Genomic DNA, 23478 nt, shown 5'->3' on the forward strand with positions numbered 1-23478 from the left:
TATTAAAAATTATGAGAATAGGAACTCCTGTTTTTGTTTTTGATGAAAGAATATTAAAAAAAAATTACAAAGAACTATATGATATATGTAAAAAAAATTTAAAAAATTTTAAAATAGCATATTCTGTAAAAACAAATTCTTATAAAGGAGTTATAAAAACCTTAGATAAGTTGAATTGTGATTTTGAAGTTGCTTCACTAGAAGAAGCAAAAAAAATTTCTTTAAAAAGATTTGTTATTTTTAATGGATGTGCTAAAAAAGAAGAAGAATTAAAATTTGCAATAAAAAATAATTTTTTGATTAATGTAGATTCTTTTTCTGAAATTAACAAGTTGTATAAGATTTCTAAAAATAAGAAATTAAATGTAGGTATAAGGGTTTCTCTTAAAGAAACTAAATTTGGCTTTGAAAAAGAATCATTAAAAAAAGCAATAGAGTATGCTAGATTAAAAAATATGAATACTATATGTATACATTGTCATGCTGGAACACAATTAAAAATAAAAGAATATGAAGAATATATAAAAAAATTATCAGAAATTATAGAAAATTTAAGAATAAAAATAAGATACATAGATATTGGTGGCGGCTTACCTGATAAATTTCAATTAAAAAACCTAAATTTAAAATTAGAAAATTATATAGAAATAATAAAAAAAAATTTATCAAAATTTAATTGTACTATAATATTGGAACCTGGAAGATATTTAGTTGCAGATTCTTTTTTTCTTTTAACAAAAGTAGTTTTGATTAAAGAAAACTTCAGAAAAAAATATGCTATATTAGATTCTGGAATAAACTTATTGCCAAAGATAACTTTATCAAAATATATCTTTTCTAAATTAAGTAAAAAAGATGAAAAAGAAAAAAAAGAGGTATATATTTTAGCAGGACCATTACTTTTCTCAAACGATATTTTAGGATTTTATGAAGGAAATTTGAAAGAAGGAGACATTTTAAAAGTAGAAAATGTTGGAGCTTATTGTTATAATCTTTCTTGGGATATAATTTATAAAAAACCTAAAATCCTAAATATTAAAAACTTGAATATCTAAAGTATAATGATTAATATGAGGCTTATAACTTTTAACATAATTCACTTTTATTAATTCGACTTTCTTATTTTTTTTTAAAGCAATTTCTTTCAATTCTTTTAAATTTTTTTCTATTTCTCTTTTTAAATTTTTTTTATTAAGAAGAGTTTCATAATGTATTATTCCTTTATTTTTTATTATTAATAGAGCATATTTAAAAAACTTTTTTGGTGGTGGCAGGTAACCCATTATTATCCTATCTACTAAAATATTTTCTTTTTTTAATTTTTTTATTATCTTTCTATTATCTCCAAAAATTGGCTCAATATTTTTTATTTTATTTAATTCTATATTTTTCTTTAAATATTTAAAAGATAGCGGATTTAATTCTATAGAATATATTTTTTTTGCATAAGAAAATTTTCCAATTGGAATAGAAAAATATCCAATTCCTGCAAACATATCAACAATAATTTCTTCCGTGTTAACACATTTAGCAATTCTAATTCTTTCATTTATGTTTCCTTTAGCAAACATTATTTTTTTAAAATCAAAACAATAAATGCAATTATTTTCAATTATTTTTACTTCTTTAATTTTTTTATTTCCTGCTAAAAACTCTAATTGTGGCTTTCTAAAAACTCCTTTTATGACATCTTTTTTGTTATATACTGCTATAAAACGCGGAAACAATTCTAAAATTTTTTTTCCAATCTCTTTTTTATACCTTAAAACTTTTTTATTTAAATTAACTATGCATATATTATTTAAAGCCTGATAACCCGAAGGTAAATTCTCTAATTCTTTTTCATTTAATTTGTTTTTTAAAGAATTTTTCAATAAATCTTTAAAAGACATTTTATCTTTTTTATAAAATTAAAGAATTAATATTTTTTTCTTTACATAATTTAACAAAATCTAAAGCATCTTTTTCTGCTCCAATAATACTTCCATAATGTATAGGAATTGCTAACTTGGGTTTTATTATATTTGCTGCTTCTGCTGCTTCTTTTGCATTCATTGTATAAACTCCTCCCACAGGTAAAAAAGCAATATCTATCTTCTCTTTTAAATTTTCCATTTCTTTTATTAAGTCGGAATCACCTGCGTGATAAATTATTGTACCATTAATATCAATAATATAACCATTCCAATTTTCTTCTTTTGGATGATAAGGCTTATTTATATTATAAGAAGGGAATGCTAAAATTTTTATATCATCTATTTTTATAGAAGATTTTGGCTCTAATATTTTCGTAGAAATTTCTATATTTATTTTGTTTATTGAAGATTGGCAATCTGGTGGAATGATTATTGTAGTTTCTTTTTTTACTATTTTCTTGATATCTGCAATAGAACAATGATCATAATGATTATGGGTTATTAGAATAATATCGGCTTTTTCTTTTTCTGCTTTCAAAATATATGGATCTATGTAAATTATTTTATTTTTATATTTTAGGTAAATAGAAGCGTGACCTAACCATTCTATTTCTATATTATTATATAACATTAATAAAAAATAATTTTAAAGTTTAAAAGATTATCTATTTTTGTCAATTATCTTAAAAACAGAATCATTTTTTCTAACTTTTTCCTCACACAAAATTGCAAAAATTTCTCCTTTTTTTACATTATTTATATCTTTCTTATTTTGTTGCATACTTGTTATTTTTAATCTTACAAGTCCTGTTTTTCTTCCTTCTATTAATATTTCATCACCTAATTGTAATTTATCACTAAATAATTTTATAATTGCTACTTTTTTATTTGTTAAATAATTTTCTATTCTACCTATAATTTTTTTTGTTTGTGAAGTATTACTTCCTTTAATATTAGTAAAATCGTCTGCTGTTGGTAAACCAAGATAAAATCCAGAAGAAAACTTTCTATTATAAACTTTTTCTAATTCTTTCATTAGTTCTAATTTTCTTTTTTCATCTAAATTTTTATCTATAGCTTCTCTATAAACCCTAACAACTGTATCTACATAATCTATGTCTCTATTTCTTCCTTCTATTTTAAATGCTTTAATTCCAGCTTTTTTTAATTTTTCAAAAAATGGTAAGGTACATAAATCTTTAGCAGACATAACAAAATTATTTTTTAATTTTAATTCATTACCTTGCTCATCTATAACTTTATACTCCCTTCTACATGGCTGTAAACACTGGCCCCTATTTGCACTTTTTCCATGTAAAAATTGAGAAGTAAAACATCTTCCACTTTCTGAAATACACATTGCACCATGAATAAAACATTCTATTTCTATTATTTTAGAAATTTTTTTTATTTGTTTTAAATTAAGCTCGCGGGCTAAAACAATTCTTTTTGCTCCTAATTTTTTGTAAAATTTTGTTGCTTCGCTATTTGCTACAGAAGCTTGAGTTGATATATGAAAAGGTATATTATACTTTTTACATAAATTAATAACTGCAAAATCCCAACAGATAATTGCATCAATCTTATTTTTTACTTTTTTTATTATATTTTCTATTCTTTTTAACTCATTATCAAAAATTATTGTATTTAAAGTCAAGTATTTTTTTACAGGATATTTTTGAATTTCTTCTAAATCTTTTAAAGAAAAATTTTCTGCATTATATCTCATATTGAATTCTTTTAAACCAAAGTAAATAGCATCTGCTCCTGCTTTATAAGCTGCAATAAAACTTGCAACATCTCCGGCTGGAGCAACTAGCTCATATTTTTTATTCTTCATTTAATATATCTTCTAATTGTTTTTTTAAGATTAAAGAATTATTATTATTTGGATTACATATTTTTATTTCATTATCATAAATTATGAATAATAAATTTTCTTTTTCGTTATTCAATATTACAATAGGGTTTATTCCTGGCCATTTAATTTTTGTAGTGTAATAAGTACTATTAACACTAAAAACTATTCTTTCTATTTCTTTTTCTTTTATTTTAATTATATCACAATAATTTTTTTCCATAGAATTTAAGAAAAATTTTTTTAGAATTTTGTTTTATAATAAAAGCACAATTAGCGCTAATTCAAGTATAATAAATAAACTTAATTGTACTTTTTTCATTAAAAAAGAAAAAAAGTATAATTTAAAAATTTAACTATTCCTGTTTCTTTAGAATTAAAAAATATAAAAATTTATCAAAAATTTTTATTAATTTTTTATTACCTAAACTAAGATAACCCAATTAAACTTTAAAAACAGCTGTAACTACAGCACTAATTTCTAAGTTTTGTGGTTCTATTTTTGTAGAAATTTCTTTTATTGATGAGCTTTCTAAATTTTCTGAATATTCATAAAATCTGTAAGGATAGTAATAATAATCATTTGTAGTTACAGAAACTATACCCTTTATTTTTTTACCTAAACCAGAAGCAATAGATTCTGCTTTTATTTTAGCATCTTTTGTTGCTTCTTCTAAAACTTTTGTTTTATATTCGTTCTGTTTTTCTGGAGATAATTCAAAATTTATATAATTAATTAAAGCTCCGTTATTGATACCAACATCTATTATTTCACCTATTTTATCAAAATCTTTTGTTTCTATTTTAACATAATGAGAAACAACATAACCTTTGAATTTTCTATTTCCATAATTCCACTCATAATCTTCATATATATTATAGTTCTCTGTTTGTATTTCTCCCTCTTTAAATCCAATCATTTTTAATTCTTCTAGTATCTTAGAATAAACTTCAGAATTTTTGTTTTTTGCTTCTTCTGCAGAAAAAGAGTTTGTTTTTATGAAAATAGAAACAACAGCACTGTCAGGAAAAACTTTTATATTATAGTTTCCTTGTGTAGTTATTGTATTTAATTCTCTTTTATTAAAGGGGGACATAATAAAAAATAAACCTACAACTAAGATTAAAGTTATTATTATTGCTGTATAATTTATTTCTTTTTTCATTTTTTTATTATATTTTTTATTAAATATTTAAACTTTTTCTTAAGTTCAATTTAATTTGAATCTTTTCTACTAAAAAACAGATAAAGTAAAATTGCTAATAATGCACCTGCAAAAAAGAAGAGGGCATAATTAGTTGCTTCCTTAACTAAAGAATATAATAAAGGCATATTTTCTGTTGTTTTTATTGCAATAGAAGAAGCTTCTTCTACTCCTTTTTTTAATAACTCTGAAGATTTTTCAACAGCGGATTCTCTAAATTTAAAAGTTGCTCTTGGATATATAAGTTTTATAGCAACAGATATACCAAAACTAATAAAAAAAACAGAAATTAAATCTCTTATTTTTTTTCTTTTTATCTTCTTTTTCTCTGGAGAGATTAAAATTAATTTTTTAGTTAATGAGTAAATAGGCATTTTATTTCCTTTTTCGCTCCAATAATAATCTTTTATTTTTACTAAATTAGATTCAGATAATTTCTTAATATTATAACTTATTGTAGAGATTGGTAAATTTAATTCCTTCGCTATATCCGATATTGCTAAATCTCTTTTTGATAACAAATTTAAGATTTTTCTTGAAGTTTTATTAGCAATAACATTACCTAAAATCTCTGCTTGCTCGTCATTTAAATCCGCTAAAAGGTAAGTAGATTCTGACATTTTTTTATTTATATTATTTTATAATTTATAAATTTAGTTATAGGTTCAATTTAATTTAAAGTCTTTTTTCAATAAAACTTGCTCTATCTTTTATAGAAATAAAAGGTACTTTAATTATTTTATATCTTAATATTTTATAAGCTTTTAATATACATTTTGCTATTTCTTTTGCTTCTTTTTCTTCTTCTTTTTTTATTTTATCTTTTTTATATATTTTTAAAGGATCTAAAAAGAAAATTTTTTCATATCTTATTTTTTTTGATTTTTTAAAAAAAATTTTAGGTATTTTTATTTTATGATATAAATAATAACCTAATGTATCTCCAAAACCCCTATCCAAAAAATGATTTTATCCTTACTTTTTATTTTTTTATTTATTGTTCTTGTAATATAAAAATTTCTTTTTGTAATATTCTCGAATTAATTTCTTTTATATTTTTACCATTAAACTTTTTTTATAATAATTTTAGCAGCTTCTTCTGCAGTTTTATATTTTTTAGAAAGTTTTTTTATCACTGAAGTTTTTCCTGAACCAAGGCCATCTGATATAACATACAGTTTATTTTTAATTGATTTTTTCATTTTATTAATTTATTCAATAAATTTATTTGCTATAGAAAACATTTTACTTTCATCAAATCTTTTGCACATTATTTGTAATCCTATAGGGATATTATTTATTTTCCCTATCGGAATTGAAATTGAGGGAATTTCTGCTAAATTAGCTGGAATTGTAAAAGAATCGTAAGAATACATTTCTTCTACAGAAAGTTTAGTTCCTATTTTATGTGGCAGTTTTGGAACTGTTGGTAAAACAATTGCATCATAATTAATAAATATTTTATCAAATTCTTTTTTTATTAGTTGTTTAACTTTTAATGCTTGCCTATAATATTTTCCTTTATATTCTGCTTGGCATATTTCTTGCCCACCTAAAATTCTTCTTAAAACTTCTTTTCCGCAAGAATCTTCTATCCTTTTACCAAATCTTCTTCCATCAAATTTTCTTGTAGCAGAAAAAAATTCAACATAACATATAGGGTAATATGTTTGAACAGCTAAATCAATATAAGTTGGCTTTATTTTATTAAATATAAAATTTTCTTTTTCACATATATTCATAACTTTATTCAAAACAAAATTGTATATTCTTTCATCACATTTCATTTCTAAAAAAGCTATTTTTATCTTATTTAATTCTATAAATTTTATTTCTTCAGATTCATAAGTTATTGGATCTTTTTCGTCTTTTCCTTTTATTACATTTAAAATTAATATCGCATCTTCTATATTTTTAGTTATTGGAGAAATTTGATCTAAGCTCATGCTTAAGTCAATTAAACCATATCTGCTTACTAAACCATAAGTAGGTTTAACTCCAATAACACCGCAATGAGAAGCCGGATTTCTTACACTTCCTCCAGTATCACTTCCTAAAGAGATATCACAAAAATCAGCAGCAACACTAGCTGCACTTCCAGAAGAAGAACCACCAGGAATTAAATCAAGAGCAGTAGGATTTTTACAAACTCCAAAAGCAGAAGTTTCTCCTGAAGAACCACAAGCAAATTCGTCCATATTACACATTCCTATAATTAATCCGTCTTCTTCTTTTAGTTTTTTTATTACTGTTGCATCATAAGGTGCTTTATAATTCTCTAAAGTTCTAGAAGCACAATTACAAATCATCCCTTTAACATGAATATTACTTTTTACAGAAATTATTTTTCCAGCTAATTTTCCAGCTTCACCCTTTTTTATTTTTTCATCTATTATTTTTGCTTCTTTTTCTGCATTCTCATTAAGATGCAATATTGCATTTATTTTTTTCCCTTTTTTATTATTTCTTTCTATATTTTTTAAATAGAATCTTAATTTTTCTTCTGTTATTCCCATTTTTTCTTTTCAGCTATTAAAAAATTATTATTTTTGTTTGGAGCATTTTCAAAAAAAGTATTTCTAAAATCTAAATCCAAATAATTCTCACTTTCACTTTCTTTTCTCCTATCCTTTTCTCTTTCAATAAAAAAATCTTCTATATTTTCATTTACAGAATCTAAAACTTTAGAAAACTTATCTATTATATTTTTTGCTTCTTTTTTTATATTTTCTTTTTCTTCTTCACTTAACATAATATAAAAAGAAAAAAAGAGTTTAAAAATATTAGTAAATAAAAAATAAAAAAGAAAATAAAATATTTAAAGATCTTATTCAAATTCTTCGCTTTCTTCTTCAATTTCTTCTAAATCTTCGTCATCTTCTTCAAGTTCATCTAAATCTTCATCAAATTCTTCGCTTTCTTCTTCAATTTCTTCTAAATCTTCGTCATCTTCTTCAAGTTCATCTAAATCTTCATTTTTTATATCCTTTGCCATTCTCATAAAGAAATTTAAGGGTATATAAATTTATTGTTTTATTGTTTCTTATATTATTTCTTATAAGATTTTCCAGTATATTTTTTATATCTTCTTCTTGCTTCTCTTATTTCTTCTGCATTTTTTAAGATGCCTAATTCTTCTATATTTTTATAAAATATTGCTTTTTCTTCTATTTTAATATTTAATATATTTTTTCTTTAATATTTTAGTTAAAGAAGAATAAAAAGTTAAATTATGTAATGTTGCTAATCTAAAAGCTTCTTCTTTATCGTTTTTAAAAAGATTTATAAAATTTTTCCTTGTATATTTTTTACATAATTCACAATCACAATACTTAGATATCTTTTTTTGATTACAATATTTTTTTCTTATATTTATTGTTTCGAAAGAATTAAGTAAATTTTTTTTATTTGGTTTTTTTGTGAAAACAAATAATCTTTTATGTCTTGCATCTCGAGTTGGAATAACACAATCAAAAAGATCGTATCCAATTTTTCTACATTCTATAATATCTTGCGGCTTTCCAATACCCATTGCATATTTTATTTTGTTATTAGGTATCAATTTAGAAACGTATTCTAACATTTCTGTCATTAATTTTCCTTTTTTTATAGGAAATCCCCCATAAGCATATCCGTCAAAACCTATTTTTATTAATTCTTCTGCACAAAATTTTCTTAATTTTTTGTTATTACCACCTTGAATTATTGCAAATAATAATGGCCTTTCTTTTTTGTTCTTTGTTATTTTTTCAAATTCTTTTTTACATTTTCTTGCCCAAAAAATAGTTCTTTCAACAGATTCTTTTTGTTTTTTATAATTATAAGATGGATAAGTACATTCATCTAAACACATAATAATATCACTTTTTATTTTTATTTGTAATCTTATACATTCTTCTGGAGTTAAAATTATTCTTTTTTTATCAATAAAAAAAATAACTTTATCTTTTTCTATTTTCCCTAAATTAGGATTCTTATGTAATAAACTCATTATTTGAAACCCGCCAGAATCAGAAATAATCAAACCATTAAATTTCATATATTCGTGGATTCCTTCTCTTTTTATTTTTTTAATTAAATTATTTTTTAAAAGATGAAAGATATTTACTACAACTCCTTCTGTTCCGGATTTTTTTAAATCTCTTGATGTTAAATATTTTATTTTACCTAATGTAGCATCTGGAAGAAAAATTGGTAATTTAAATCTCTTGTTATTTAAATTTAGAATTTTCATCTTTCTTATTAAGAAATTTAATCTTTTATAATAAAATTCTTATTTATAATTATGGTGTAAGTCTATCTCTATCTCTTGGAAACATTGTTGCTTCTTTTATGTTGTCCAAATTACAAATAACTTGAGTTAATCTTTCTAAACCAATACTCCAACCAGCATGTGGTGGAGCTCCATATCTAAAACTGTCTATGTAATCTTTAAAATTCTTAGGATTTAATCCTTTTTCTTTTATTCTTTCTATTAATAATTCTGGTATATGAATTCTTTGCCCGCCAGAGCTTATTTCTATACCTTTGTATAAAGCATCAAAACCTTCGCTATATTTAGATTTAGGATCTGCATTTTTTGGCATGATATAAAATGGTTTCAAAGAAGATGGCCAAGAATGAACAAAAACTATATTATCTTTATAGAGATCGCATAATTTTTTTTCTTGTTCTGGTGTAAAATCTTCTTCATACTTACCATTAATTTTTTCTATTGCCTCATCATAACTTAAATAAACTCCTTTTGGAACTTTTAAATTAATATCAAGAAACTCTAATTCTTTTTTACATTTTTTTAAAATATTTTTTACTATGTATATAATACATTCTTCTAATTCTTTCATTATTGTCATTTGGTCTGCAAAAGCCATCTCTATATCCATTTGTCTTATCTCATTAATATGTCTTGTTGTATTATGTTTTTCTGCTCTAAAAACAGGAGTGATTGTAAAGGTTTTTTCCATACTGCAAGCAAGCATTTGTTTGTATAATTGTGGTGATTGAGCAAGATAAGCTTTTTTTTCAAAATATTGAACAGGAAATAATTCTGTTCCACCTTCACTTGCAACACCTATAATACAAGGATTCTGTATTTCAATAAAACCTTTTTTATAAAAAAATTCTCTAAAAGAAAAAGCTATTTCTGTCTGTATTTTAAATATAGCTTGTGTTTTTCTTCTGTGGAAATCTAAAAATCTATAATCTAATCTTTTTGGTAATTCTGTTTTACTAAAATCAGAAACATCTATTGGTAAAGGATGCTGTGCTTTGCTTATAATCTCAAATTTTTCTGGATTAATCTCTGTTCCTCCTGGTGCTTGCGAATTTTTTACTGCTTTTCCTTCTATACTCACAACAGATTCTCTTGGAACCTTATCTATAGAATCAAAAATATTATCTTTTGTTATTCCTTTTATAGCAGTTATTTGTATTATTCCAGTTATATCTCTTAAGATTAAGAATTTTATTTTTCCTAAATCTCTAATATCATGTACCCAGCCATAAATTTTATATTTTTTTTCTTTTCCTTTCAAAACATTTTCTATATAAGATCTTTCCATTTTAAAATCTTTAAAGAAATAAATATTTAAAAATATAACTAAAAAAATAAAAATTTAAAAATTATTTTTTGTGTTATTTTTATTCTTTTTTATACAATCTAAATTTTATTCAAATTCTTCGCTTTCTTCTTCAATTTCTTCTAAATCTTCATCATCTTCTTCTGTTTCTTCTTCGTTAGATTCTTGGGATTTTTCTACTTCTTTAGGAGTTATCCCTTTTCTTTTCATAAAACAATCTTTACAATAAACAGGTGTTCCTTCTCTTGGTTTAAAAGGAACTTCGCCTTCTTTACCACAATCGCTACATGTTATTTTATGCATTTGTCTAGGCCCGTTAAATCTTCTAAAACCTCTTCTCCTTCTTCTATTTTCGTATGCCATTATTAAACCTCCTTACATAAACTTTTACTTTATTATATATAAGAAATCGCAAAAACGATTCTTATATTCTAAAATTTGTAAATATTTGTATTTATAAATCTATATGTTTATTTTATAGATTTTTAATTTCTTTTAAACCATCCAATTGTTTTTTTTATTCCTTCTTCTAAACTTATTTTTGGTTCCCAGTTTAATTCTTTTTTAGCTTTTTTATAGCTTAAAGAAGAATATTTAACTTCCCTAGGTAATGCATCTTTAAAAATTGGTTCTTGTTTAAAATTTAATTCTTTTGCTATAACATAAAACAATTTTTTTATAGATGTTTGATTTGAAGTTGAAATATTATAAATATGAGATGGTGTCTTTTTTAAAGCAATAATATTTGCTCTCACTACATCATCAACATATATAAAATCTCTAGTTTGATTACCATCTCCAAAAATAATAGGTCTTTCATTTTTTAACATTTTATTTATAAAAATAGGAATAACACCTGCTTCTCCTCCTTTTTGTCTTGGCCCGTAAACATTACTATATCTTAAAGAAACAAAATCTAACCCGCTTTCTTTATTATACATTTCCAAGTATAATTCTACTATATATTTACTTAATCCGTACTGATTAATTGGATAAACTTCATAAGATTCTTTTATAGGTAAGTATTTCTTTTGTATATTTCCGTAGCATGCAGAAGAACTAGCATAAATTATTTTTTTTACATTTTGTTTAAATGAATTTTTTATTATATTTATGCTTCCTAAAATATTAATCTTAGCATCTTCTAAAGGATTAGAAATAGAGAAATTAATATCTTTTTGAGCTGCATGATGATTTACAATATCTGGTTTTTCTTTTTTGAAAATTTTCTTTATTTCTTCTTCATCACAGATATCTGCTTTGTAAAATTTTGCTTTCTTATTTATATTTTTTTTATCTCCACTAGACAAATTGTCAATTACAATAACATCATAACCAAGTTTTATATAAGAGTCTACGATATGACTTCCAATAAAACCTGCACCTCCAGTAACAATTATCTTCATTTTAACTTTTTTTATTTAATAAAGTTTTAATAATTTCATAAGCTTCTTTTCCATTTATTTTTCCTTTAAATTTACTCATTACTAATCCCATATAAGCATTTATAGTTAATCCTGGCTTTTCTTTAATTATTTTTAATATTTCCTCTTCTATATTTTCTATCTTTTCTCTCTTTAATGCTTCATTAACACTTTTCCCTAAAACAATCTCTTCCATGATAATTTTAACATCACTCTCATTAATTTTTTTTGATTGCAAAGCTTGAATGATTGTTTCTAATACATCTAAAGTCAAAATTTTTGTAGATTTATTTGTTTTTTTTTCTATTTCTTTTCTCCATACAGTTAACATTTTTGCTATAAGTTCAGGATTATTATATACTGCTAATAATTCTTCAAAATCTTCTATCCTTTTTTCCTCCAGAAGTTCTTTAATTAATTCTTTATGAAGTCCTTTTTTTTCTAATTCAGATTTTATCTCGGATTTTAATTTAGGAAGATTTTCTTTTATTTTATTTATAAAGTCTCTAGAAATATGTAACAAAGGTAAATCTGTTTCAGGATACATTCTCGATGCTCCTGGTAAAGGCCTTAAAAATTCTGTTGTTCCATCTTTTAATGCTTTTTTTACTTCTTCTTTACTTTTATTTTCTCTTATTAATTTTTTTTGTCTTTCTATTTCTCTTAAAATTGTTTTTTCTATTAAATCTGGTTCTTGAACTCCCTTAATTTCTATCCGAGCTCCTTGTTTTCCATCGACATTAACCGACATATTAATATCTTGTCTTATAGTTCCTAAACCTCTCTTTACTTTACAAGCCCTTAAAATTTCTCCTATCTTTAAAGCAACTTGTTTTGCTTGTTGTGCATTTTTTATGTCCGGATATGTTGTTATTTCAACTAATGGAATTCCTAATCTGTCTAATCTGTAAATTCTATAATTTTTTTCTTCTTTTATTATTCTTGCAGCATCTTCTTCTAAAATTACTTTAGCAATTCTAACTTTTCCGAAATCTGTATCAACATATCCATTTTTAGCAATCAAAACTGTTCTTTGAAAACCACTGACATTACTTCCATCTATAACAATTTTTCGCATTATTTGAGTATTTTGTAAAATTTCGCAATTTAATAATAAAGAAATTTGTAATGCTATCTTTAATGCTTCTTGATTTATTTCTCTTGGAGGCTCTTCATCTAAATCTACTAAACAAACATTATAATAATAACATTCATAAATAAATGATTTTTCTTTCATAGATTCGTGTTTCGCAGCAATATCTACTTCTCCTTCTTCTCCCGCAACTAAATGTAATTTTCTTTTTATTGTATAATTAGGGACATCTTGTCTTAATATAGAAGGACAATTACAAAATAATTTATTAGTATCTAATTGTTGGTGTATTTCTAAACCACATCTAAGATCAAAATCCTTTTTTATTTCTTCTTTTTTCATCATAATCTTAAAAAGAAAATTAGGTTAATAAAATTAGTGTTTGTTATTTATACAAATTAATAATTGAAAATATAAAAAGTTATTCTAGATACTTTTCTAAACTTTCCTTTATTTTTAAAGTATTTTTTATTTTAATACTATTTGGATCTACTCCACAATATTCCGCAAATTCTCTCATCAAATTTAAGTATTCTTCTGAAAACTCAAATCTTTCTATTTTTGGTTTGAAGATATATCTCCCGCTTTCTTTTATTTTTTCAATTTCAAATCTTATGGGATTAAAATAAATATTATCAGAAGTGATTATTCTCTTAACCTCAATTACATTTGCTTTCTTATCTCTAATTAATCTTTTAAATGCAGGATTTCTTTTATTATCTGTAGGAAACTCTCCAATACCAACTATCTCATAATCTATTTTTTTATCTAATCTCTCTTTGATTTCTTTCCCATAATCAAACAAAGATTTTTTGAACTGATTGTAACCTTTCACCGCAGAACTTCCAGAAACAACTTCGTCTATACAGACTATTTTTATTTTTTCTCCATTATAATTATATTTTAAGAAATTTCTATACCACTTATCCAATATTTTTTCTCTATCTTTAAATCTGCTAGAGTTTGGAGGATATTCTAGTATTTCTGAAGGAAAATGTCTATCTGCTATACACATTAAATCTACTAAAGGAATTGAACCAATAAGAGGAGCAAAGATATAAGTTGGTTTTTTTGACTTAACAATATCTATAATTTTTTTTATTCCTTTAGCAAAAGACTCAAATTCTTCTCTTGTATATTGAGATAATTTATTTTCCATAATTCATAATATCTTTCTGTATTTATAAAACTTTCTATTTTTTAACTATTATAAAGTGATAACTTCATTCTTCCAACCTTTCATTAAATTCTCCTGAAATATTTCTCAACATTAATTCTTTGATCCTCTTTATATCAGAAGTTTTTCCTAAAACATAACTTAATTTAATAAGAGCAACTTCTGGTAACATATCTTTCAAATAAATTACTCCTATTTTTTCTAATTCTCTTGCTGGGCTATAAACATATTCATCTACCCTACCATACAAAGTTTGTGTTGTCATACAAATTATGGTTCCATTGTTAATTGCTTTTTTTATTGAAGGCAAAAGATTTTCTTTTACATCATTACCAATAGCAACATGGCCTAAACCAGAACCTTCTAAGATTATACCTTTATAACAAGAAGAAAGATAATCTATTACTTCCGATTTTAAACCTGGAAAGAATTTTAACAAAAAAACATTTTCTTCAAAAGATAAATCTAATTTAACTTTCTTTGTTTCATCTCTTTTATTATAAAAAGATAAAATTTCTATTTTTCCATCTGGAAAAACCTTAGCTATCGGCTTTTCATTAACAGATTTAAAAGCATCTCTTCTGCTTGCATGTAATTTTCTAACTTTTGTTCCTCTATGAACATAACAATAATCATCATTAATCGTTGCATGTCCAACTACTACAACTTCAGCAATATCGCTAAGAGCGGTATAAGCAGAACATAACAAATTCATTTCTGCATCACTACTTGCTCTATCGCTACTTCTCTGTGCATAAGTTAAAACAACTGGCTTATTAATATCCTTTAAAAAAAAAGATAAAGCAGTAGAAGTATAATGTAAAAAATCTGTTCCATGAGTTATAATAATTCCTTTTATATTTTTATTATTTAAACTACTTTCAACTTCTTTAGCTAAAATTTTCCAGTCTTCCCAACACATATTTTCAGAAGCTTTCATAAATGGAATTTTTATTTGATTAATATTAACTATATTAAAAATTTCTGGATAAAACTTAAATAATTCTTCTGGCTTTGTTATCCAAGAAACTCCTCCTGTTTTGTAATCTACTTTACTAGATATTGTCCCACCAGTTATGATTAAATCTATATAAGGTAAGTTTTTATTTTCTTCTATTTTTATTTTTTCTTCCTCTTTCTTAAATTTTTCTATTAATTCTATATTTATTATATCTTCTTTTTTTATTCCTATATTGTAACCTGAATCTAATTTTATTAATATTAAAGAAGAATCACTTGAAGGAATAAAAGTCCCTTCTATATCTTCTTTAGAAGTAATAACTTTTATTTTATCTCCAAAACTAATATTTTTTTCTATTTTCATTTACTTATAAAAAAACAAATATATAAAAATGTTTTTAAAAACATTTTAAAACTCTTATTGTTTGAAAAGATATCTGAAAAAGAAATTGAAAAAATTTGTAAAGAAGTAATAGAAGAGAATAAAAAAGCAGTTTCTGATTACAAAAATGGAGAAGAAAAAGCTTTATCTTTTCTTATTGGAGCAGTAATGAAAAAGAGTGATAGAAGAGCAGATATTAATTTAATTAAAAAAATTTTATTAAAGGAAATAGAAAAGTAATCATTTTAATAATTCTAATATTGTTCCTATAAGAAATATTAAAGAAAATAAAAATATAATAAATTTATTTATTTTTAATTCATACTCTGGTTTTCTTTCACTATTCTTTTTCGCATTATAATTCATAAATAAAATTAAAATTCCAGTTAAACCGCCAGAAATAACGCCACCTATACCTAATATTTTTATAAAACTATCTATTTTAAATATATAAAATATAATAATCAATCAAATTCTTTAGTTATCCACATTTTCTTATCATAGTCATAATAAACAAAATAGTAAGTCCCTTCAAAATTTATTGGAATATTATATTTATAATTTATAGAATTACATATTATTTCGCTACATAAATTAATTTTTTCTATATAAGTTTCATTAATATTTTTATAAATATAAGCATACTTCCCAAATCCTAATTTATTATTCAATTTTATCTTAAAAATTCTAGATTCTTCTAATGAGATTTCCATGATCTTTTCATTTTCTTTGTATAATTCTACTTTTTTTTCTTCTTTATTGTAAGGGATAGCTAAATAAAATTCACTTTCTATTATTTGATTCGCTCCTCCAACAGTATCATTACTGTCATTTAAACCATCGACAAATAAAAAAGAAGGATCAAAATTTATATTATATGAATTATTTCCAGTAACTTTTAAGTTATATTCTTTATTCATATTATGTAAAATGTTAGGAGAGCATCCAGTTTCAAGACCTTTACTTATTAATTTTATACTTCCATTGTTATAATTAAATCTTAGCAAGAAATATTTTTTATTACTACAATTATCTTCTTGAGAGAAAGTTAGTTTTGCAGAAGATATAATAATAATTAGTAAAAAAATTGCTATTAATAATATTATTTTTTTTTTCATTTGTATTTTTCTAAATAATTTTTAATTATATTTTCATTTAATTCATAATAACTCTTTGAAAATAAACTTCTCATGATACTATTCTGAGAGGATCTAAAATAATTATTATTTGAACATCCTTGATAACATCCATATGAATTTGCATGTAAATAGTTACATGAAGAAAAACAATTTTTTTGATTAAATGGAAGTGAGGATGGTACATATTCGTCTGCTAAATTGGCAAATAAATGTCCAAATTCATGTAATATAATTTGTTTAGGAGAATTTATATTAATACTCCCGATACCCATATAAGCAGAACTTCTTATAATGCTATTTCTCGAAGATAAAACAAATATATAATCATAATTACATGATGATGCAAGTTGTATTGTTTGTTTATTATAACAAAACAAAAAGTTATTATTTATTTCGCAAGTAGTTTTATTTGGAATATAATAAAAATTAAATTTTGTCTTAGCAGATGAAAATGGAGTAAAATTAAAAATTTCATTAATATATAGATTAGATAATTCTAATAATTTAACTTCATCTAAATTATCTGTAAGAAAAACGATATCTATTTTATCTGAAGGTTCTCCATTAATCTTTATTATATTACAATTTCCGGAATTTGGGGATTTAATTATTGGTTTAAAAGAAAAAAAAATAATTAATGTAATAATCAATAAAAATAAAATATTAATTATTATTAATATTTTAAACTTTTTCTCCATATAAATTGTAAAGGTAAAGTATATATATAAATTTTTATATTAAAAATTTTAAAAATTTAAAATAAATTAATATTTTCTAATCCCCTCTCTGCTTCTAATATTAAAATATCTTTATTTTATAAAATGAAAAAAAATAGATATTCCAAATTTTCTATATATTCATACATTATTCTATTTCTTATGAAGAAAAGGAATATTATACGATAATATAATAATAATTCGGGTTTATTTTAGGATTTATCTTAGAATTAATTAAAAAAGGTTGAAGGATATTTTAACTTAATACTTTTATTAATTTAACAATTCTTAACATACTGTTCATTTAAATTGTTACATAATATATAATTATCATTATTTTTTATTTTTATAGAAGGAAGTAATTTTATTTTATCTAAAAACCCTATATTGTTTGGGATAGTCAAATTATATTCTTTTATCCCTTCTATTTTATCAGGATAAGGTTCTGCAAATACTATAGACATTGAATCTTTACTTCCTATGAGTACTATTAAACTTGAACTGTATATAGGATCTCCTAAATTTTTAATCTTAAAATATAAACTTCCATCTTCATTTATACAACCAAAATAAGTTAATGTTAGTTGAGATGGGCAATTAAACTTAGCGAGTTCTTCTGAAGAAGAATCTTGAATTTTTAATATAACATTTTTTAAATATTTTGATAAAATTAATATTGCAGATACAACAATTAATATTAATAATAGAGCAATTATAACTTCCGACATTCCTTTTTTCTTCATAAATTAATTAATAAAGGGGAGTTTTTAATTATTTTGGAAATATTTATTAATTGAGTTAATTTTATAGAGAAATGAAAAATGATATTGTAAAAATAGGCCTAGAAATACATTGTTATTTAACAACAAAAGAAAAATTGTTTTGTAGATGCAAAGCAATAAGACATTTTGTTAAACAAAATATAAAACCCAATACAAATATTTGCCCTATTTGTACAGGAATGCCTGGAAGTAAGCCTATGTTGCCTAACGAAGAAGCAATAAAAAAAGCAATTTCTATAGGATTAATATTAAATTGTAATATTAATAAAAAAATAATCTGGCAAAGAAAACATTATGACTGGCCAGATTTACCAAAAGGATATCAGATAACTCAATCCGGAAGTTATAGTATTCCTTTAGCAGAAAAAGGTTTTTTTGATGGAATAAAAATAAAAGAATTACACTTAGAAGAAGATCCTGCTTCATGGAACCCAGAAACAGGAGAAATAGATTACAATAGGTCTGGCTTACCATTAGTAGAAATTGTTACAGAGCCTAATTTTAATTCTTCTGAACAAGTTGTTGAATGGATAAAAAATCTTTTATTAACTTTATCTTACATAAAAGCAATCGAAAAAAATGCAGGAATAAAAGTTGATGTCAATATATCAACAAATAATGGTGAGAGGGTAGAAGTAAAAAATATTTCTTCTATAGAAAACATAAAAAAAGCAATAGATTATGAATTAAAAAGACAAAAAAAAGAGACAGCAAAAAGAGAAACAAGAAGATTTGATGAAACAATAAATAAAACTGTAGTAATGAGAAAAAAGGAAAAAGAAGAGGACTATAGATTTATACCAGAGCCAGATTTGCCTATACTAAAAATTTCTGAAAAAGAAATAGAAGATATAAAAAAATCTCTTCCAGAAACACCTTCGGAAAAATTAAACAAATTAATAAAAAAGTATAAAATAGATGAAAAGAATGCTAAAATTTTAACAAAAAATTTAGATATAGTAGAATTTTTTGAAGGAGTAGCAGAAAAAATAGATGCAAAATTTGCATTGCCATGGATAACTATAGAATTATTAAGAGTTTTAAACTATAATAAAAAAAGTTTAGATGAAGTTGATATTAAAGTAGAACATTTTATAGAACTTTTAGAAGCCGTAAAAAATAAAAAAATAACAGAACTAAAAGCAAAACAAATTTTAAATGAATTTGTTCCTAATTCCTTTTCAATAAAAAAGAACCTTAAAGAATTTGAAAAGATATCTGAAAAAGAAATTGAAAAAATTTGTAAAGAAGTAATAGAAGAGAATAAAAAAGCAGTTTCTGATTACAAAAATGGAGAAGAAAAAGCTTTATCTTTTCTTATTGGAGCAGTAATGAAAAAGAGTGATAGAAGAGCAGATATTAATTTAATTAAAAAAATTTTATTAAAGGAAATAGAAAAGTAATCATTTTAATAATTCTAATATTGTTCCTATAAGAAATATTAAAGAAAATAAAAATATAATAAATTTATTTATTTTTAATTCATACTCTGGTTTTCTTTCACTATTCTTTTTCGCATTATAATTCATAAATAAAATTAAAATTCCAGTTAAACCGCCAGAAATAACGCCACCTATACCTAATATTTTTATAAAACTATCTATTTTAAATATATAAAATAACAAAAAAATAATGAATGGAACAAAAGAAGAAAAAATCCATCCTTTCATTCTTCCTAATTTTAAATCAAATCTAAACATGTCACGTATTGCAATAGACAAAGAAAAATAAGCTGTAAACAAAGTAAGTACAGCTAAAGATGAGTAAATTCTGTTTAAAGATAAAGTTGCAATTTCATTTATGTTTTCTGCAAAATTTCCTAACAATACAAAACTAAAAATAGAATATAATATAAAAGGAACTAAAGTTCCTATTATTATTACATCTTTTATATAATTTTCTTTTCCATGCATAACTCTATTAACTTCTGGTATAGCAGAAAAACCTAAAAAACTAAAAAGAATAACACCAAAAGGCAAAAAAAAATTTTCTTTATTTACATACATTAGATTTTCTAATTTTATTGACTTTACATAATTAATAAAAATAATTAGAAACAAAATAATAACTAAAAACATTGAAATTTTTTCATATTTTTTTAAGGCTTTTAATCCAATAAAAGTTAAATAACACATTATTAGCCAGAAAAAACAAGAAAAAATAAAACTATAATTGAAATTTCCAAAAATTAGATAAGATAAACTTTCTCCTTCAGCAATAATGTATGCTATTAAAGCAGAATATATACCAAAAATTGTTGCAAAAAACATTAAAAATTTTCCTATTTCTCCAGTATATTTTTCTGCATATCCAACAAGTTGAAGATTTCCTTTTGTTCTTAATACTATTTCTCCTAAATATAATTTTATAGTAAGAATAAATAAAAAAACAAATAAAATAACTAATAAACCTGGTATAAATCCTGATTTACTAACAACATAAGGAATTCCTAAAAATCCTGCGCCTACAATAGTTCCAATTAATATTGCTAAAGCTGGAATAAATTTTAATATTGTTTTCACCATCTTTTTTACTATAAATCATAAGATATTACTTTTAAGATTATAGGCCTACGAGGATTCGAACCTCGATTTCTCGGTCCGAAGCCGAGTAGTCTATCCATTGACTTATAGGCCTAATCTTCTAAATGTATTTTAAATATACAATTATTATATCGAAAGATTTAATAAATGTTTTTATTTAAAATTAATTATAATGAAGAAGAAAAAAGAACTTGGAATAACAGCAAAAAAAGATGAATTTTCAGAATGGTTTACTCAACTCATAATAAAAGCAGATTTGGCAGATTATTCTTCTGTTTCGGGATGTTTAGTTTATAAACCCTATTCTTATGCAATATGGGAAAAAATAAAAGAAATATTAGACAAAGAATTTAAAAAGATTGGAATAAAAAATTGTTATTTTCCTTTATTCATACCAGAAAAATTACTAGAAAAAGAAAAAGAACATGTCGAAGGATTTTCTCCAGAAGTAGCATGGGTCATTAAAGCGGGAAATACAGACTTAAAAGAAAAATTAGCTATAAGGCCTACAAGCGAAGCAATAATGTATGATTCTTATTCCAAATGGATTAGAAGTTATAGAGATTTACCATTAAGATTAAATCAATGGAATAATGTTGTTAGATGGGAATTTAAAAACCCAATACCTTTTTTAAGAACAAGAGAATTTTTATGGAATGAAGGGCATCATGTTTATTCTAATGAAAAAGAACTAAATGAAGATAAAGAAAAAATACTAAAAATTTATTATAATTTTATGAAAGAATATATGGCTTTACCTGGAATAATAGGAAGAAAAACAGAAAAAGAAAAATTTGCAGGAGCAAAAGCAACCTACACGATAGAAGTTATTTTGCCTAATGGAAAAGCTATTCAAGGACCAGATTATCATGATGATGGTCAAAATTTTTCAAAAGCATACAATATAAAATATTTAGATGAAGATGGAAAGGAAAAATATGTTTATCAATCAACTTATGCAATTTCAACAAGAATGCTTGGAGTTATGTTTATTGTTCATTCAGACAACAAAGGTTTAATATTACCACCTAAACTAGCTCCAATACAAATTGTTATTGTTCCTATATTTTTCGAGAAATCAAAAGAGAAAGTTTTAAAAGAAGCAAAAGAATTAGAAAAAAAACTAAAAAATTATAATGTTTTTTTAGATTCTAGAGAAAATTACAAACCTGGATTTAAATTTAATGAGTGGGAATTAAAAGGAGTTCCTTTGAGAATAGAAATTGGTCCTAAGGATATAGAAAAAAACCAGGTTGTTATTGTAAAAAGAACAACAAATGAAAAAAGAATTGTTAAAATTAAGAATATAGAAAAAGAAGTGAAAAAAACTTTGGAAGAAATACATAATGAACTTTATGAAAAAGCATTAAAACTAATGAACGAAAGTATTTTAATAGCTAAAGATTTTGAAGAGTTAAAAAGAATAATAAATAATAAAAAAATTGCTTTAACTACATTATGTTCTTCAGAAGGATGTGAGGAAAAAATAAAAGAAGAAACATCTGCAAAAACCCTTAATATACCTGAAGATAAAAAAATAGGAAATGAAAAGTGTATTATTTGTAATAAAAAAGCGTCCTATTATGTTTATATTGGAAAAAGTTATTAAATTTAATTAAATTATTTTTTTAAATTTTTATCTAATTGTATTTATTTACCAATTCTTCTATCTTATCTTTAAATTTTTTTAAATTTTCTACATTAAGGGTAGCTCCTGTTGCCATTTCGTGACCTCCACCAGTAGCGTTTTCTAATTTTTTTATTGCTTCTTCTGTAATCTTTTTGGCATTTTCCCCACGAATAGAAACATTTGCTTTTGAACCTTTTATATAAACAACAACAATAAATTTATCTGGGTTTTCATAAAATAGTTTATTAGAAAGATCTGCAGATAAAGAGAGATTCCCAGAATATTGAAAATATATTATCTTTTTCTCTTTTTTTATAAATTTTTTTGTACGTTCTAATAATTTATTAAATGTTTTTTCTACTTGATTAAATCTTTCTAACATAAAATTTGTTTTTTCTTCTTTTAATATTTCATAAGGAGATTTTATTTTTTGTAATATTTTTATCATTTTTACAACATTAGAAGTTTTGTCTTTTAAAGCAAAATTTAAAATTCTTACAATCTTTCCAAACTCTGTTTTATATAATATATCAAAAGCATTTTTTATATTTTCATAATTTAATAATTCTTTGTAATCTTTTTTAAAATCGCTTATAAAATCTGGTATATAACCATCACTTATACAACCTGCTAAAGCTATCCATAGATCTTCTCTTTTTTTGTTTATTTTATAACACCAATATGTTACAGGCTCTTTAGATTTTTTTTCTCCTTTTGCAATATTATAATAATAAATTTTTTCTTTTTCTATATCATAATTTTGATTTACATCATGATGATCTATCCAAACAATGGGTATATTCATCTCATAAACTTTATTAATAAAATCTTTACTAACTAAAGGTTTATCTAAAATGAATACATAATCTGAATTTAATTCCTCTATTTTTTTTATATAACTCTTATTTAATTCTGGTCTAGATTTTATTGCAACTCCTTTTCCTTTATTAATAAAACGGCTCAACAAAAGAAAACTACACAAGCCGTCTAAATCGTCATCAAAAAAAAATAAAGGATTGTTTGTTTTTTCTAAATGAATTAATATTTCTTCTATTTGTTCTTTAGTTAACATTT

The 23478-nt window shown here is 23.3% G+C and carries 27 protein-coding genes, 1 tRNA gene and 1 pseudogene; 4 read left to right on the forward strand and 25 right to left on the reverse strand.

Going from position 1 to position 23478, the window contains the following annotated elements; translation table 11 throughout:
• Nucleotides 1-11 precede the first annotated feature (11 nt).
• Nucleotides 12-1055, forward strand: a complete 1044-nt coding sequence (locus QW117_00420; GenBank protein ID MEM3405428.1) for an alanine racemase — start codon at nt 12-14, stop codon at nt 1053-1055.
• Here QW117_00420 and QW117_00425 read toward each other — a convergent pair.
• The 18 genes and pseudogenes from QW117_00425 to gatD all read right to left on the reverse strand — a co-directional run bounded on the left by QW117_00425 (nt 1029) and on the right by gatD (nt 15576).
• A complete protein-coding gene (locus tag QW117_00425; protein MEM3405429.1) occupies nt 1029-1892 on the reverse strand; it encodes an RsmD family RNA methyltransferase in 864 nt (287 codons plus the stop codon). The genes QW117_00420 and QW117_00425 overlap by 27 nt on opposite strands.
• A gap of 10 nt (nt 1893-1902) precedes the next feature.
• Nucleotides 1903-2547 carry an MBL fold metallo-hydrolase gene (locus QW117_00430; GenBank protein ID MEM3405430.1) on the reverse strand — a complete coding sequence of 215 codons (645 nt, stop codon included), beginning with the start codon at nt 2545-2547 and terminating at the stop codon, nt 1903-1905.
• Nucleotides 2548-2577: 30 nt separating this feature from the next.
• Nucleotides 2578-3756 carry a peptidase U32 family protein gene (locus QW117_00435; protein MEM3405431.1) on the reverse strand — a complete coding sequence of 393 codons (1179 nt, stop codon included), beginning with the start codon at nt 3754-3756 and terminating at the stop codon, nt 2578-2580.
• Nucleotides 3746-3997 (reverse strand): hypothetical protein, encoded by a 252-nt coding sequence (locus tag QW117_00440; GenBank protein ID MEM3405432.1) that lies wholly within the window; start codon nt 3995-3997, stop codon nt 3746-3748. Before QW117_00440 ends, QW117_00435 begins: the two co-directional genes overlap by 11 nt.
• A gap of 220 nt (nt 3998-4217) precedes the next feature.
• Nucleotides 4218-4940: an SIMPL domain-containing protein gene (locus tag QW117_00445; GenBank protein MEM3405433.1), complete on the reverse strand. Its 723-nt coding sequence runs from the start codon at nt 4938-4940 to the stop codon at nt 4218-4220.
• 50 nt (nt 4941-4990) lie between these two features.
• Nucleotides 4991-5599, reverse strand: coding sequence for a winged helix-turn-helix domain-containing protein (locus QW117_00450; GenBank protein MEM3405434.1), 609 nt, complete (start codon nt 5597-5599; stop codon nt 4991-4993).
• Nucleotides 5600-5654: 55 nt separating this feature from the next.
• Nucleotides 5655-5939, reverse strand: a complete 285-nt coding sequence (locus tag QW117_00455) for an AAA family ATPase (GenBank protein ID MEM3405435.1) — start codon at nt 5937-5939, stop codon at nt 5655-5657.
• A 104-nt stretch (nt 5940-6043) separates the two neighbouring features.
• Complete coding sequence (locus QW117_00460; protein MEM3405436.1) at nt 6044-6181, reverse strand: hypothetical protein; 138 nt, start codon at nt 6179-6181, stop codon at nt 6044-6046.
• A gap of 9 nt (nt 6182-6190) precedes the next feature.
• A complete protein-coding gene (gatA, locus tag QW117_00465) occupies nt 6191-7489 on the reverse strand; it encodes an Asp-tRNA(Asn)/Glu-tRNA(Gln) amidotransferase subunit GatA (GenBank protein MEM3405437.1) in 1299 nt (432 codons plus the stop codon).
• The gene (locus tag QW117_00470) at nt 7486-7731 is read right to left on the reverse strand and encodes a hypothetical protein (protein ID MEM3405438.1); all 246 of its coding nucleotides are present in this window, start codon (nt 7729-7731) and stop codon (nt 7486-7488) included. Before QW117_00470 ends, gatA begins: the two co-directional genes overlap by 4 nt.
• A 75-nt stretch (nt 7732-7806) precedes the next feature.
• On the reverse strand, nt 7807-7974 hold the full coding sequence (locus tag QW117_00475; protein ID MEM3405439.1) for a hypothetical protein: 168 nt from the start codon (nt 7972-7974) through the stop codon (nt 7807-7809).
• Between the two features lie 177 nt (nt 7975-8151).
• The gene (locus QW117_00480) at nt 8152-9213 is read right to left on the reverse strand and encodes a tRNA guanosine(34) transglycosylase Tgt (GenBank protein MEM3405440.1); all 1062 of its coding nucleotides are present in this window, start codon (nt 9211-9213) and stop codon (nt 8152-8154) included.
• A gap of 49 nt (nt 9214-9262) precedes the next feature.
• Complete coding sequence (gene aspS, locus QW117_00485) at nt 9263-10540, reverse strand: aspartate--tRNA(Asn) ligase (protein ID MEM3405441.1); 1278 nt, start codon at nt 10538-10540, stop codon at nt 9263-9265.
• A 216-nt stretch (nt 10541-10756) separates the two neighbouring features.
• Nucleotides 10757-10921: pseudogene (locus QW117_00490) on the reverse strand (CxxC-x17-CxxC domain-containing protein).
• Between the two features lie 122 nt (nt 10922-11043).
• On the reverse strand, nt 11044-11964 hold the full coding sequence (locus QW117_00495) for an NAD-dependent epimerase/dehydratase family protein (GenBank protein ID MEM3405442.1): 921 nt from the start codon (nt 11962-11964) through the stop codon (nt 11044-11046).
• A gap of 1 nt (nt 11965) precedes the next feature.
• Nucleotides 11966-13420 (reverse strand): Glu-tRNA(Gln) amidotransferase subunit GatE, encoded by a 1455-nt coding sequence (gatE, locus tag QW117_00500; protein MEM3405443.1) that lies wholly within the window; start codon nt 13418-13420, stop codon nt 11966-11968.
• Nucleotides 13421-13496: 76 nt separating this feature from the next.
• Nucleotides 13497-14234 carry a hypothetical protein gene (locus QW117_00505; protein ID MEM3405444.1) on the reverse strand — a complete coding sequence of 246 codons (738 nt, stop codon included), beginning with the start codon at nt 14232-14234 and terminating at the stop codon, nt 13497-13499.
• Nucleotides 14235-14298: 64 nt separating this feature from the next.
• The gene (gene gatD / locus QW117_00510; protein MEM3405445.1) at nt 14299-15576 is read right to left on the reverse strand and encodes a Glu-tRNA(Gln) amidotransferase subunit GatD; all 1278 of its coding nucleotides are present in this window, start codon (nt 15574-15576) and stop codon (nt 14299-14301) included.
• A 42-nt stretch (nt 15577-15618) separates the two neighbouring features.
• Here gatD and QW117_00515 point away from each other — a divergent pair, with 42 nt between their 5' ends.
• Nucleotides 15619-15834 carry a hypothetical protein gene (locus QW117_00515; GenBank protein MEM3405446.1) on the forward strand — a complete coding sequence of 72 codons (216 nt, stop codon included), beginning with the start codon at nt 15619-15621 and terminating at the stop codon, nt 15832-15834.
• Here QW117_00515 and QW117_00520 read toward each other — a convergent pair whose 3' ends face one another.
• From QW117_00520 to QW117_00535, 4 genes are all read right to left on the reverse strand, one after another.
• Entirely contained in the window at nt 15835-16062 is a 228-nt protein-coding gene (locus QW117_00520) for a hypothetical protein (GenBank protein MEM3405447.1), read from the reverse strand. It abuts the gene before it with no gap.
• Nucleotides 16059-16712 (reverse strand): hypothetical protein, encoded by a 654-nt coding sequence (locus QW117_00525; protein ID MEM3405448.1) that lies wholly within the window; start codon nt 16710-16712, stop codon nt 16059-16061. The genes QW117_00520 and QW117_00525 overlap by 4 nt, the downstream gene beginning before the upstream one ends.
• Entirely contained in the window at nt 16709-17431 is a 723-nt protein-coding gene (locus tag QW117_00530; GenBank protein ID MEM3405449.1) for a M64 family metallopeptidase, read from the reverse strand. Before QW117_00530 ends, QW117_00525 begins: the two co-directional genes overlap by 4 nt.
• A gap of 296 nt (nt 17432-17727) precedes the next feature.
• The gene (locus tag QW117_00535) at nt 17728-18192 is read right to left on the reverse strand and encodes a hypothetical protein (GenBank protein ID MEM3405450.1); all 465 of its coding nucleotides are present in this window, start codon (nt 18190-18192) and stop codon (nt 17728-17730) included.
• Between the two features lie 71 nt (nt 18193-18263).
• Here QW117_00535 and gatB point away from each other — a divergent pair, with 71 nt between their 5' ends.
• Complete coding sequence (gene gatB / locus QW117_00540) at nt 18264-19634, forward strand: Asp-tRNA(Asn)/Glu-tRNA(Gln) amidotransferase subunit GatB (GenBank protein MEM3405451.1); 1371 nt, start codon at nt 18264-18266, stop codon at nt 19632-19634.
• Here the strand turns inward: gatB and QW117_00545 are convergent, their stop codons facing one another.
• A complete protein-coding gene (locus QW117_00545) occupies nt 19635-20756 on the reverse strand; it encodes an aromatic amino acid transport family protein (protein MEM3405452.1) in 1122 nt (373 codons plus the stop codon). It abuts the gene before it with no gap.
• 40 nt (nt 20757-20796) lie between these two features.
• Nucleotides 20797-20868 (reverse strand) — tRNA-Arg (locus tag QW117_00550).
• A 78-nt stretch (nt 20869-20946) separates the two neighbouring features.
• On the opposite strand from QW117_00550, the gene proS reads away from it, so the two are divergent.
• Entirely contained in the window at nt 20947-22383 is a 1437-nt protein-coding gene (gene proS, locus QW117_00555; GenBank protein MEM3405453.1) for a proline--tRNA ligase, read from the forward strand.
• Nucleotides 22384-22414: 31 nt separating this feature from the next.
• Here the strand turns inward: proS and QW117_00560 are convergent, their stop codons facing one another.
• Nucleotides 22415-23476, reverse strand: coding sequence for a DHH family phosphoesterase (locus tag QW117_00560; GenBank protein ID MEM3405454.1), 1062 nt, complete (start codon nt 23474-23476; stop codon nt 22415-22417).
• Nucleotides 23477-23478: the final 2 nt, after the last annotated feature.

Source organism: Candidatus Pacearchaeota archaeon (assembly GCA_038874355.1).
GTDB lineage: Archaea > Nanobdellota > Nanobdellia > Pacearchaeales > GW2011-AR1 > JAVZCO01.